The organism is uncultured Megasphaera sp., assembly GCF_958350005.1.
Classification (GTDB): Bacteria; Bacillota; Negativicutes; order Veillonellales; family Megasphaeraceae; genus Megasphaera.
Map to the genome: position 1 here is coordinate 1 of NZ_CATWFF010000040.1, position 13,685 is coordinate 13,685.

Genomic DNA, 13,685 nt, shown 5'->3' on the forward strand with positions numbered 1-13,685 from the left:
GCAAGAGGGTGATGAAAATGAGAATATAAAAACCAAGTACCTCTTTTCAAGAAGGTACATGGGTTCTGTCTGCTAGGGTCTTAATTTTTGTACAATATGAGCCGGTACATGACGAACGTCCTGCACGCCTGTAATCATCATGGCATCACAAAGTTCGCGTTTCAACGTATCCAGTAAGACCTTGACTCCGGCAGCGCCGCCGCCAATAGCCGCTACAGCAGCCGGACGACCTACCAGTACGGCATCGGCGCCAAGGGCCAGCATCTTCAGGACATCTTCCCCGCTGCGCACGCCGCCGTCAGCAAAAATAGTAAGGCGCCCTTTTACAGCAGCTGCAATGGACGGCAGCACATCGGCCGTTCCGGCCATGCCGTCGAGAATACGGCCGCCGTGATTGCTGACCACAATGCCCTGAGCTCCGGCAGCTGCACAGGCTACGGCTTCTTCAGCCGACATGATTCCCTTGACGATAAAGGGAATCTGCACGGAAGCGGCAACTTTCGCAATGCTGGCCGCACTTTTGGGGCCTACAGGCTGACCAAAAATACGCATGTTAATCAGTGTGGCCGCATCAATGTCACTGGCTACGGCGGGAGCACCGGACTGCTCGGCTAACACGGCCCGCTCAATAATCTGATCATCTTCTCTGGGCTTAATCGTAGGAATGACGACGCCAGGCCGCTTTTTGCAGGATGCAATGCCAGACGCATACATATAGGCTACGCCGCTGTCACCGGTAAAGGCCATCGTTCCTGCATCCATAGCGCCCTGCGTAATAGCTTCATCATATTCCTGTTCTACCGTTGCCGGATCGCCTTCTACCTGGGCATTTAAAACAATGCCGCCAATAGGAGCCAGCAAAATGGGCAGACTCAAGGTATGGCCGAACAAAGGCAGCTCTGTACGCGGTTCTTCTACGCCGGACATACTGCGCATGACCAGTCCATATTCCTGCAGGGCTTCCAGATTTCGCATAAACGACCGTCCCGTGCGCAGTCCGCCAAAGCCGGGAATCATGCCGACACAGGCTTTGCCATTACACTGGGGACAGACATGACAGCCTTTCATTTTTTCTCTGGCTGCTGTCTGTATTTCCTTCATATTCATAGTACCAACCTCCTTTAACAACAAAAAAAGCTTGCTGTCTTGAGTATACCACAAGACAACAAGCTTTTACACGAGGTGTTGACAATTAGTCCATTTTGACAAAAGCGTCTTTATCAGCGCCGCAGGTCGGACATACCCAGCCATCGGGAAGATCAGCAAACTTCGTGCCTGCTGCTACGCCGTTATCGGGATCGCCTTCAGCTTCGTCGTAAATGTAACCGCAAATTGTGCATTCGTATTTATCCATCGTTTCATCCTCCTAAAATAACCAGTAAACATTATTACTTACTGCTCATTACTTTATACATGGTATCATACTCATTGCCATTTTGCAACCTTATTGGGCCTTTTTTCCCATATCAATATCGACAATTCCTGTTGAGTAGGGAGCAATTTCGTACTGGCCGAACAGGAAGTGGATCGTCTTATTTTTATCGAGGTAGTAGTTTTTCGGCAGTTCCGTCAGGCCGTCAAAGTACCGTGACAACACATATTTGCTGAGGAATATTTTATCATTAATTTTTTTCAGCGTAAAGGCTTTGGCATCTTCTGGCCGAACCAGATCCTGCCAGTCCAGCCGTTCGCCTGTTGCCAAATCGAAAGTAACGCCGTTTTTCCAGCTCGTCGGATGGGCAGCCCGGTCAAAATACAAATAACCCTGATCGATAATAGACAGATACTTGCCGTCATTCAGGGTAACCACATAGGATTTTTCTTCGGTCATCTTCATGCCGACCAGGCTTTCTTTATCAAAGAATTTCTTGGCTTTCTGTTCTTCTTCCATAAAATACTGGGCAATTTTCTGACTGGCTGCATCATTGCCGGCAACAGTGACCTGGGGATACTGTATAGTCAGCGTACTGCCATTGTCCCGGGTGTATACGGCTTTCTGCCCGTCCTGTACTACAGCCGGATCCGCTGCCAGAGCCATTGAGGTAATAAACAGGGCCGCACTCAGCAGGGCTGCAACTTTTTTCTTTATCATCATACTTCCTCCTTCTCCAAAGAACCTGAGACTGCGTTCTATGTTCTATGTAGTTTTGTTGTGACTCTATTATATCATAACTTTATTGCGTTTTTCATCGGTTCCCAGCCGGAAAAAATAGTACACATTTTCTGCAGCCTGCCGGGTCATGCCCGGTACGGCTGCCAGGTCATCCACGCTGGCTTCCTTCATATCTTCCAGTGACTTGAAGGCCGTCCACAGCGCTTTGCGCCGCTTCGGACCAATGCCTTCAACATGGTCGAGGATGGATACGAGGCTGCGCTTGCCCCGCAGGCTGCGGTGATACGTAATGGCAAAGCGATGGGCTTCATCGCGAATAGCCTGAAGAAGCTGCAGTTCCGGCGTATGATGGCTGAGGATAATGGAATCACTGCGGCCTTCGACGAAAACTTCTTCAATACGCTTGGCCAGACTGATAACCGGTGCTTCACAGCCGGCATTGCGAATAATGGGCAGGGCTGCATGAAGCTGTCCCTTGCCGCCGTCAATGACGATGAGGTCCGGTTCCGGCCAGTCCCGTTCACTGTACCGGCGTCCCATAATTTCGGCCATTGATTTGAAATCATCTGGTTTTCCCTGTACTGTTTTCAGTTTAAACCGGCGGTATTCCTGCTTCGCCGGCCGGCCGTGCTCAAACACTACCATGGAGGCCACCGTTTCAATTCCCTGGGTATGGGAAATATCAAAACACTCCATCCGTTCCGGCAGACGGGGCAAATCCAGAATACGCGCCAGCCCTTCAACGGCGCCGCTGGTCTTGTCCGTATCATGCTGCCACTGGAGGCGGCGCTGTTCCAGCAGGACCCGGGCATTGTCCTCAGCCATGTCCAGGAGCTTGCGCTTTACGCCGCGCTGTGGAATAACCAGGGCTACCTGCACGCCTTTCTGCATGCTCAGGCGCCGTTCCTGTTCCGCCTGGTCCTCCACGGCTGCGACGACAATCTCTTTGGGAATGAAGGCTTCTGCCGTATAGTACTGATCCAGAACGGCTGTCGTCAGCGCCGCCGGCGTTTCGTCCATACTGTTTTCCAGACTGAACGTTTCCCGGCCCATGAGCTTGCCGCTCCGGATGGCATAGATTTGCACGCATGTCTGTCCGGCATCGCTGGCAAAGCCCAGCACATCCATGTCACCGCCGCCGACAGTCGTAATATTCTGCTGTTCCTGAATCACCTTGACGGCTTCAATCTGATCGCGGTACATGGCGGCTTTTTCAAACTGCAGGTCTTCTGCGGCCTGTTCCATATGCTGCTGCAGCTGCCGGATTACCGTCGTATTCCGTCCTTCCAGAATATCCAGACACTGCTGCACCAGTTCGTGGTAATCCCCTTTCGTAATGTAATGCACACAGGGGGCATCACAGTGCTGCAGGTGATATTGCAGGCACGGACGGTCTGTATTCATAATGCGGCATGAGCGAATATGAAAGGTCCGCTGCATGAGCTTGAGGACGCGGTGAACGGCGCCGGAATCGGCAAAAGGGCCAAAATACCGCGCCCCGTCGCGAATGACGCGGCGAGTCATGAAAATGCGCGGATAGTCTTCGTGTACAGTCACTTTGATATACGGATAGGTCTTGTCATCGCGGAGCATAATATTATACCGCGGCCGATGTTTTTTGATCAGCGTATTTTCCAGAATGAGCGCTTCCATCTCGTTGGCGACGACAATCGTTTCCACGTCGGCGGCGTGGCTTATCATGGCCGCTACCTTCGGCGCCCGATTTACATCCCGGCGGACATAGCTGCGGACGCGGTTGCGCAGGTTAACCGCCTTGCCTACGTAAATAATCTGTCCCTTGTCATTTTTCCACAGGTATACGCCAGGCTGGGTCGTCAGATTGCGTACTTTATCCAGTACTGCTTCACTAAGCGCCATGATGCTTCCCCTTGGCCATCAGTTTTTTCGTCCGTTCCAGCACAGGCTTCAGAAACTGTCCCGTATAGGACTGAGGAACCTGACAAATTTCTTCCGGTGTTCCTGTCGCTACAATGGTCCCGCCGCCGGCGCCGCCTTCCGGACCAAGGTCGATCAGATAGTCTGCTGCCTTTACGACATCCAGATTATGTTCAATAACGACGACTGTATCGCCGCCGTCTACAAGCATCTGCAGTACATCCATGAGCTTGTGAATGTCTGCAGCATGCAGTCCTGTCGTCGGTTCGTCCAGAATATACAGCGTCCGGCCTGTACTCCGTTTGGATAATTCCGATGCCAGTTTGACACGCTGCGCTTCGCCGCCGGACAAGGTTGTCGCCGACTGGCCGAGACGGATATACCCCAGGCCCACTTCCTGCAGGGTCTGAAGTTTATTGATAATACGGGGAATATGGGCGAAAAACTGGCACGCTTCATCTACGGTCATATTCAGTACATCGGCAATGGTTTTCCCTTTATATTTGACTTCCAGCGTTTCCCGGTTATACCGCGCGCCGTGGCAGACTTCACAGGGCACGTATACATCAGGCAGGAAATTCATTTCAATGCGGATAATGCCGTCACCCCGGCAGGCTTCACAGCGGCCGCCTTTGATGTTAAAACTGAACCGCCCTGCTTTATAGCCGCGGATTTTCGCTTCTGACGTCTGACTGTACAGCTGGCGGATCACATCAAATACGCCTGTATACGTCGCCGGATTAGACCTCGGCGTCCGGCCAATAGGCGACTGATCAATATTGATGATCTTGTCAATATGTTCAGCACCCAGCATTTTTTTGAACTTCCCTGGCCGGTGCAGCGTTCCATATACAGCTTCAGCCAGTCCTTTATACAGAATTTCATTGACCAGCGTCGATTTTCCCGAGCCGGATACGCCGGTTACGACTGTAAGCGTCCCCAAGGGAAAGGATACATCTATGCCTTTCAGATTATGTTCGGCAGCACCGATAATCTGAATAACTTTGCCATTGCCTGGACGGCGCTCTTCCGGTACGGGAATGAATTTATCCCCTTTCAGATACTGACCTGTCAGGGATTCAGGGCAGTTCATAATATCCTGCACGGTCCCCTGGGCAACGACATGGCCGCCATTTTCCCCGGCAGCCGGGCCAATATCGACGAGAAAATCAGCAGCCCGCATCGTATCTTCATCGTGTTCGACGACGATCAGGGTATTTCCCAGATCGCGGAGCCGCTTCAACGCCTGGAGCAGTTTGTCATTATCCCGCTGGTGCAGGCCAATAGACGGTTCATCCAGAATATACAGGACCCCTACCAGGCCGGAGCCAATCTGTGTAGCCAGGCGGATTCGCTGGGCTTCGCCGCCGGACAAGGTACCTGCCGTACGCGACAGGGTCAGGTATTCCAGGCCTACAGTCTGAAGGAAGGTCAGGCGGGCCCGGATTTCCTTAAAAATCTGTTTGCCAATAAGCTGCTGCTTTTCCGTCAGCTTCAGGGTATCAAAGAAATGCAGCATATCGCTTACGGTCAGGTCTGTAAGCTCGGCAATATTCAGGCCGCCGATCTTTACGGCCAGTGCTTCCTTGCGCAGCCGTGTCCCGTGGCAGGCCGTACAGGGCTTGACCGACATAAACTGACCAAACTGGTCGCGCATCATATCAGACGATGCTTCGCGGTACCGGCGGCGCACCATGGGAACGACCCCTTCAAAGGCCGTTTCGTACTGCTTGACTTCGCCCCGCAGATTTTCATATTCAAAAGTACACGTATCATCTGAACCCCACAGCACCTTATGCTGCAGGTCTTCCGGCAAATCGGCAAAGCAGTTGTCCAGCGTAAACCCCTGCGGTTTCAGCAGGCCTCCGAGCTGGCGCATAAACCAGGAATCAGGATTGCTGCTGAGCGCGGCAATGGCACCGTCTGCAAAGGATTTGTGCGGATCAGGCAGTACCAGGTGGACGTCTACTTCCATGGTGCTGCCAATGCCGGAGCAGGCCGGGCAGGCGCCAAAAGGACTGTTGAAGGAAAAAAGGTGCGGCTCAATGTCCGGCAGACTTACGTGGCAGTCCGGGCAGGCAAAATGCTGGCTGAACGTCAGCACCTCGCCAGTGCTCATGCGCAGTACATGGACAATGCCGTCTGCCAGTTTAGCCGCCGTTTCCAGCGAATCAGTCAGCCTGGTCTGCAGGCCTTCTTTAATGACCAGCCGGTCAATAATTACGTCAATGGTATGTTTTTTATTTTTATTCAGAGGAATATCATCAGAAAGGAGATACACTTCGCCGTCGACGCGGACGCGCACGTATCCTTCCTTGACCAGGCGGGCCAGAAGCTTCTGATGGGTGCCCTTCCGGCCTTCAACGACAGGCGCCATGATCATGACCTTTTCCCGGTCTCCCAGGGCCATGACAGCATCAGCCATCTGCTCGATTGTCTGCTGCCGAATCGGCTTGCCGCAGGACGGACAATACGCTTCGCCTACCCGGGCATACAGGAGGCGCAGGTAATCGTATATTTCCGTAACAGTCCCCACAGTAGACCGGGGATTGCGGCTCGTCGTCTTCTGGTCAATGGAAATAGCCGGCGACAGGCCTTCAATATAGTCGACATCAGGCTTGTCCATTTGTCCCAAAAACTGCCGGGCATAGGCCGACAGGGATTCGACGTACCGCCGCTGTCCTTCAGCATAAATAGTGTCAAAAGCCAAAGAAGATTTCCCTGAGCCGGACAATCCCGTAAAGACGACCAGTTTATCCCGGGGAATAGACAGGCTGATATTTTTCAGATTGTGTTGACGGGCACCTTTGATGACAATATATTTTTCCTCCATCGTTCTGCTGTTCTCCTTTATTCTTTCTTGCGCCGCCGCGCATCAGGGCGTTTGATTTTCCGCCTGTACCGGGGCGTGGGCATATCCTTGCTCCGCATCTCTTTGGGAAGCGTATCATCGCCGCTGGCAGCACTCAGTTCTTTTCGCAGCTGTCCCAGCCGGTCCCGCAGAGCGGCTGCTTTTTCAAATTCCAGATTCTTGGCGGCAGTCTTCATCTGCTGCGTAACCGTGCGAATGACTTTCTGCAGCGCTTCCCGCGTCAACGTCCCGTCCTGCTGACTGCCGTAGTCAATTCGTGCTTCCGCTACTTTCGTCAGTTCAATCAGATCGACGACGTCTTTTTTTACAGATTTAGGCGTAATATGATGCTTTTTATTATACGCAGCCTGCACATCCCGGCGGCGCTGCGTTTCGTCTATAGCCCGGGCCATGGAATCGGTAATCCTGTCGGCATACATGATGACCGTACCGTCGACATTGCGCGCCGCCCGCCCCATGGTCTGAATCAGAGACGTATCGGACCGAAGGAAGCCTTCCTTGTCGGCATCCAGAATGGCAACGAGCGATACTTCCGGCATATCCAGCCCTTCGCGAAGGAGGTTGATGCCGACGAGAACGTCAAACACGCCAGCCCGCAGATCCCGTATAATTTCTGCCCGTTCAATGGTAGCAATATCGGAATGAAGATACCGGACGAGGACGCCCATTTCTTTCAGGTAATCCGTCAGGTCTTCAGCCATCTTTTTGGTCAGCGTCGTTACCAGAACCCGTTCTTTCTTTTCCGTACGGCGGCGGATTTCTCCGAGCAGATCATCCATCTGGCCGGCAGTGGGCCGAACTTCTACTTTCGGATCGAGAAGTCCTGTAGGCCGGATAATCTGCTGGGCCAGATTGGTCTGCACTTCCATCTCATAGGGCCCCGGGGTCGCGCTGACATAGATAATCTGATTAATCCGCTCTACAAATTCCTCAAATTTCAGAGGCCTGTTGTCCAGTGCCGACGGCAGGCGGAATCCGTATTCAATGAGATTTTCCTTCCGCGACCGGTCCCCGGCATACATGGCCCGCAGCTGCGGCAGCGTAACGTGAGATTCGTCAACCATGATAAGGTAATCGTCAGGAAAATAATCGAGCAGTGTATACGGTGCTTCTCCGGCTTTGCGTCCAGCCAGATGACGGGAATAGTTTTCAATGCCCGAGCAATAGCCCATTTCCTCCATCATTTCCATATCATACCGCGTCCGCTGTTCCAGGCGCTGTGCTTCCAGCAGATGGCCTTCTTTTTTCAGGACTGCCAGCCGTTCGTCCAGTTCAGTCCGGATCGTGCCCAAAGCCCGTTCCATCTTTTCTTTCGTCGTTACATAATGACTGGCCGGGTAAATGGCCACATGTTTGCGTTCAGCCACGACTTCCCCGGTAAGAACGTCCACTTCAGTCAGCCTGTCAATTTCATCGCCAAAAAGTTCAATGCGGATAATAGAATTGTCAAAGGCTGCCGGAAAGACTTCAATCGTATCGCCATGAACACGGAAGGTCCCCCGTTCCAGATTCATGTCATTGCGGGAATACTGAATATCGACGAGCTTGCGGAGAATTTCTTCCCGTGGCTTTTCCTGCCCCAGCCGCAGGGATACGACGAGCTCACTGTAGTCTTCCGGGTCGCCTAACCCGTAAATACAGGACACAGACGCAACGATAATGACATCGCGCCGTTCAAAGAGACTCATCGTCGCCGAATGGCGAAGTTTGTCAATTTCATCGTTAATAGACGCATCTTTTTCAATATATGTATCCGTCGAGGCAATATATGCTTCTGGCTGGTAATAATCGTAATAACTGACAAAATACGCCACTTCATTATCCGGAAAAAAGGCCTTGAATTCGCTGCAAAGCTGAGCGGCCAGAGTCTTGTTGTGAGCAATGACCAGCGTCGGCTTCTGAACTGCTTCAATGACCTTGGCCATGGTAAAGGTCTTGCCTGTCCCCGTTGCGCCAAGCAGTACCTGAGCCCACTGTCCGGAACGGACGCCGTCAGCCAGGGAAGCAATGGCAGCTGGCTGGTCCCCCATAGGCTGATACGGTGCGACGACGCGAAACGGATGAGACGTGTCGTAATCTTTACTTAAATGAGATTGTATATTCATGCGCCATTCTCCCAGTTTTATAAAACAATACTAATATTGATGGTACTCAGTATAGCACGATTGCAAACATATGTACATATTACCAGACATCCTCGCCGTCCAGCACAGACTGCCAGTACGCTGCCTGCTCTTCATCACGCTGCACGCCGGCGCCGGTCCGCAGGGCCTGTATGTAATTCTTTATGCCTTCTGTATAGCCGCTGGCTGCAGACAGAGAAAACCAGTATGCCGCCTGCTGCAGATCCTCTTTGACACCGCGGCCGTCACGGTACAGGACGCCCAGATTGTTCTGCGCCGGTCCGTCACCGGCCCAGGCTGCCTGTTCATAGTATTGAGCCGCACGCTGCTCGTCTTTGGCTACGCCCCAGCCCATTTCATATAAATACCCCAGGTTGTTCTGGGCAATACAATTCCCCTGAGCCGCACTGCGGCCATACCAGTACGCTGCCCGGCTGTAATCACTGCCGCCGCTGTAGCCAAACTGATACATAATGCCGGCATTACACTGTCCGTCTGCATCGCCAAGGTCCGCTGCCAGTTCATACCAGCGCAGGGCCTGTTCATAACTTTGCGGCACACCCCAGCCATTTTCATACAAATGCCCCAGGTTATTGGCAGCCGGTCCATACTGCTGCAGCGCTGCCCGGCCATACCAGTACGCCGCCTGCTGGCAATCCTGCCGTACTCCCAGGCCCTGTTCATACTGATAGGCCAGATTATACTGGCTCACAGCATGATCCTGGCGGGCCGCCATGCCATACCAGTACGCCGCTTCCGCATACGTCTGGGTATTATCATCTTCTGCAGCAAAAAAATACATATCACCGACCTGGCACTGCGCTTCCCGGTCACCGGCAAAGGCCTTCTTCTCCAGTTCCAGCATTTGTCGTTCTTCTGTCATGTATTGCATATCCTTTCTCCATTCTGTTTCTATGGGAATTATACCAGTGCCCTGACATTTCAACAAGAAAATTTTAAATTTTATCTTTTAGGCTATTGACTATTTGACTTTTGTGATTATAATAAGAATTGAGCTTGAGAAAAGAACTCAAGTAATCAACAAACACTCCCTATACGTAAGGAGGTCTTCGCTATGGGAAATGAAAAATATACGCAGAAAGTAATCGATGCGTTTCAAACAGCGCAGCAAACTGCTGCACTCCATTATAATCAGGAAATTACGTCTGTTCACATGCTCATGGGTCTGGTAAAAGAACCGGAAGGCTTGTTGGCAACGATTTTCTCTGAATGCCATACGGACCTGCCTATGCTGCAGGCACGGCTGGAACAGCTGCTTAAGAAAATCCCGTCTGTTCACGGTCAAAGTCAGCTCTCCATGTCGACAGAAATGGTCCGGGTTATTGGCAAAGCCCAGCAAATAGCTGATTCCATGCATGATGATTACATCAGCACAGAACACCTGCTGTTAGGCATTGTCGAAGAAAGTGACGATGACGTCCAGTCCCTGTGCCGTGAATTCGGCCTGGCAAAAGACAAAATCATGTCGACGATCAAAGCCAACCGCAAAGGCAGCGTCAACAGCGATAATCCGGAAAGCAACTACAAAGCTCTCGAAAAATACGGCCGTGATTTAACGGCAGCTGCGCGGAAGCACAAACTCGACCCGGTCATTGGCCGAGACGATGAAATTCGCCGTACCGTAGAAATTCTGTCACGCCGTCGTAAGAACAACCCGGTTCTTATCGGTGAACCTGGTGTCGGCAAAACAGCTATCGTCGAAGGACTGGCCCGCCGTATCGTCAGCGGTGACGTACCGGAATCGCTGAAAAACAAGACCTTGTATTCTCTGGACATGGGTTCTTTGATTGCCGGTGCCAAATACCGTGGCGAATTCGAAGAACGACTGAAATCCGTACTGAATGAAATTGCCAAGTCAGATGGTCAGATTCTCCTGTTTATCGATGAAATCCATACTGTCGTCGGTGCCGGTGCATCGGAAGGCTCCATGGATGCCAGCAACCTGCTGAAACCGATGCTGGCCCGCGGTGATCTGCGCTGCATTGGTGCAACAACGCTGAATGAATATCAGAAATACATCGAAAAAGATGCCGCTCTGGAACGTCGGTTCCAGCCGGTTATGGTCAACCAGCCGTCTGTAGAAGACACGATCACCATTCTCCGTGGTCTGAAAGAACGGTATGAAGTCCATCATGGCGTTCGTATCCGTGATAATGCCCTCGTCGCTGCTGCTGTCCTGTCGGACCGCTATATTTCCGACCGGTTCCTGCCGGATAAAGCCATCGACCTGGTCGATGAAGCTGCAGCTAAACTGCGTACAGAAATCGAATCCATGCCGACGCCAATTGACGAACTTCGTCATAAGATCATGCAGCTGGAAATTGAAGAACAGTCGCTGAACAAAGAAACCGACGAAGCTTCCAAAGAACGTCTGGCCAAGATTTCTGAAACCAAACAGGAATTGAAAGAAAAAGAAACGACCTTAAAAGCCCAGTGGGATAAAGAAAAACAGTCCATTCTCCGCACGCAGGCTATTAAGAAAGAAATTGACTCCGTAAAAGGCCAGATGGAACAGGCTGAACACAACTATGACCTGGCCAAGGCTTCGGAATTGAAATACGGCAAGCTGCCTGAACTGCAGAAGGAACTGCAGGAACAGGAAAAATACGTCGCTGCTCACCAGGATTCGCAGCTTCTGAAAGAAGAAGTTGGCGAAGAAGATATTGCCCAGGTTGTCAGCCGCTGGACCGGCATTCCGGTTACCAAGATGCTCACAGGCGAACGGGAAAAACTGCTCCACCTCGACGAAACGCTGCATAAACGGGTCGTCGGCCAGGACAAAGCTGTCCAGGTCGTCAGCGATGCCATCATCCGTGCCCGTGCAGGCATTAAAGATCCGAACCGTCCTATTGGTTCGTTCATCTTCCTCGGCCCTACTGGCGTCGGCAAAACAGAACTGGCCAAGACCCTGGCAGAAGCGCTGTTCGATGATGAACGCAACATCATTCGTATTGACATGACGGAATACATGGAAAAACATACTGTATCTCGTCTGATCGGGGCTCCTCCGGGATACGTCGGCTACGATGAAGGCGGTCAGCTGACCGAAGCCGTTCGTCGTCATCCTTACAGCGTCATCTTGCTCGATGAAATCGAAAAAGCCCATCCCGACATTTTCAACGTCCTCCTGCAGATTCTGGATGACGGCCGCCTGACTGACGGCAAAGGCCGGGTTGTCAACTTCAAGAACACCATCATCATCATGACCAGTAACTTGGGGTCTCACGAAATTCTGGAAGCCAAAAACTTCGATGAAGCGGAAAAGAAAGTTCGGGAACTGCTGAAACAGTACTTCCGTCCGGAATTCCTCAACCGTGTAGACGACATTGTCGTGTTCAAAGCGCTCCAGAAAGAACAGGTCAAAAACATTGCCGCTATTCTGCTGCAGCATTTGGGTGCCCGTCTGGAAAAACAGGTCAAGATTCATCTGGCCTGGACAGACGAAGCCTTGCAGCAGCTGGCCGATCAGGGCTTCAGCCCGCAGTTCGGTGCCCGTCCGCTTCGCCGTCTGATTACTCATACGGTCGAAACGTCGCTTAGCCGTGACATCATTGCCGGTACAGTTCGCGAAGGCGATACGGTAACCATTGGCTGGGACGGCAAAGCCTTTACCTTCACGCCTGTACGGCCTCATGAAGATAAAAAATAATCGCCCTCTCGGCATGAAACAGCGAGGAGGAAGTTCATGAACACCATGAACTTCCTCCTCGTTTTTTTTATATTTCCGTTGTCCGCTTCATATACAGCAGCGGATACGGACCACCCTGCTCATCCTGCGCTGTCCGTTTATACGCCGAGAATCCCATTTGTTCATAAAAGCCGACAGCCTGGGGATTCTGCTCATTTACGGTCACTTCATCAACGCCATAGTGCGCCATGCCATACGCGATCAACTGGCGGCCATAGCCTTTTCCCCGGAACTTCGGATGAAGAAACAGCATTTCCAGCTTCTTCCCGTTCAGGCCCATAAACCCCAGCAATGCATCGTGTTCCTTCAGAACCAGCAGCGTTTCGATGCCCGTCATAGCCTGCGGCACACAGGGCTTAATAGCCAGTATCTCCGGTTCCGATAAAAAGTGATGGGTCTCCCGGACAGACTGCTCCCACAGCGCAGTTAAGTGTTCCAGAAGGGCAGGTGTCCGTTCTGCCGGGGAAATACATTGTATGGTCATCGTTATCTCCTCTCTCAACTATCATAAGAAACAGAATCTTCTTTAACTAGGAGATCTTTTCGCATAAGGTAATCGGTCTGCTCATCGTTCCCCATCCAGAAAGAATGAGTCCCAATGACATAAAATCCATTTTTGCGATAAAAGCGAAGAGCCTGGGCATTTTTCTCCCAGACGCCGAGCCAGATATACGCTTTATGCTGCATCTTAGCCAGCCGAACAGCCTGAAACAGCAGAACGCGTCCCAGCCCGCAGCCCTGAAATACAGGAGATACATAAATTCGTTCCAGTTCCAGAGATTGTTCATCATGCAGATCGGTCTGTGCTGGAGCTGCATTGACCTTTATATAGCCAGCCAGCTTCGTATCGGCATACAAGAAATAAAAGGAAGAACAGGAGTTTTCCAGTTCTTCCCGTATTTTTTCTCTGGCAAAGGCCTGTTCTAAATAGGCTTGCATATCAGCCGGTGCGCATAATGGCGCAAAGGTTTC

Annotated in this window: 10 protein-coding genes; 1 reads left to right on the forward strand and 9 read right to left on the reverse strand. The window is 51.7% G+C overall.

Translation table 11 applies throughout. The annotated features are described in order from the left end of the window. Positions 1–72 precede the first annotated feature (72 nt). The 7 genes from Q3886_RS03770 to Q3886_RS03800 form a co-directional block, all read right to left on the reverse strand. Positions 73–1,107 carry an alpha-hydroxy-acid oxidizing protein gene (locus tag Q3886_RS03770; RefSeq protein WP_301859832.1) on the reverse strand — a complete coding sequence of 345 codons (1,035 nt, stop codon included), beginning with the start codon at positions 1,105–1,107 and terminating at the stop codon, positions 73–75. Between the two features lie 85 nt (positions 1,108–1,192). After that, positions 1,193–1,354, reverse strand: a complete 162-nt coding sequence (gene rd / locus Q3886_RS03775; RefSeq protein WP_301859833.1) for a rubredoxin — start codon at positions 1,352–1,354, stop codon at positions 1,193–1,195. A gap of 90 nt (positions 1,355–1,444) precedes the next feature. Continuing rightward, positions 1,445–2,095 carry a DUF3298 and DUF4163 domain-containing protein gene (locus Q3886_RS03780; protein WP_301859834.1) on the reverse strand — a complete coding sequence of 217 codons (651 nt, stop codon included), beginning with the start codon at positions 2,093–2,095 and terminating at the stop codon, positions 1,445–1,447. 66 nt (positions 2,096–2,161) lie between these two features. After that, complete coding sequence (uvrC, locus tag Q3886_RS03785) at positions 2,162–3,991, reverse strand: excinuclease ABC subunit UvrC (protein ID WP_301859835.1); 1,830 nt, start codon at positions 3,989–3,991, stop codon at positions 2,162–2,164. After that, entirely contained in the window at positions 3,981–6,842 is a 2,862-nt protein-coding gene (gene uvrA / locus Q3886_RS03790; protein WP_301859836.1) for an excinuclease ABC subunit UvrA, read from the reverse strand. The genes uvrC and uvrA overlap by 11 nt, the downstream gene beginning before the upstream one ends. Before the next feature lie 17 nt (positions 6,843–6,859). Continuing rightward, entirely contained in the window at positions 6,860–8,986 is a 2,127-nt protein-coding gene (uvrB, locus tag Q3886_RS03795) for an excinuclease ABC subunit UvrB (protein ID WP_301859837.1), read from the reverse strand. Positions 8,987–9,065: 79 nt separating this feature from the next. Beyond that, the gene (locus Q3886_RS03800) at positions 9,066–9,887 is read right to left on the reverse strand and encodes a tetratricopeptide repeat protein (RefSeq protein ID WP_301859838.1); all 822 of its coding nucleotides are present in this window, start codon (positions 9,885–9,887) and stop codon (positions 9,066–9,068) included. 192 nt (positions 9,888–10,079) lie between these two features. Between Q3886_RS03800 and clpB the strand changes: the two genes are divergently transcribed. After that, positions 10,080–12,674 carry an ATP-dependent chaperone ClpB gene (clpB, locus tag Q3886_RS03805; RefSeq protein WP_301859839.1) on the forward strand — a complete coding sequence of 865 codons (2,595 nt, stop codon included), beginning with the start codon at positions 10,080–10,082 and terminating at the stop codon, positions 12,672–12,674. A gap of 67 nt (positions 12,675–12,741) precedes the next feature. Here the strand turns inward: clpB and Q3886_RS03810 are convergent, their stop codons facing one another. Together Q3886_RS03810 and Q3886_RS03815 are read right to left on the reverse strand one after the other, a co-directional pair. Continuing rightward, a complete protein-coding gene (locus tag Q3886_RS03810) occupies positions 12,742–13,197 on the reverse strand; it encodes a GNAT family N-acetyltransferase (RefSeq protein WP_301859840.1) in 456 nt (151 codons plus the stop codon). A gap of 14 nt (positions 13,198–13,211) precedes the next feature. Further along, a partial coding sequence (locus tag Q3886_RS03815; RefSeq protein WP_301859841.1) for a GNAT family N-acetyltransferase occupies positions 13,212–13,685 on the reverse strand: 474 nt, incomplete at its 5' end.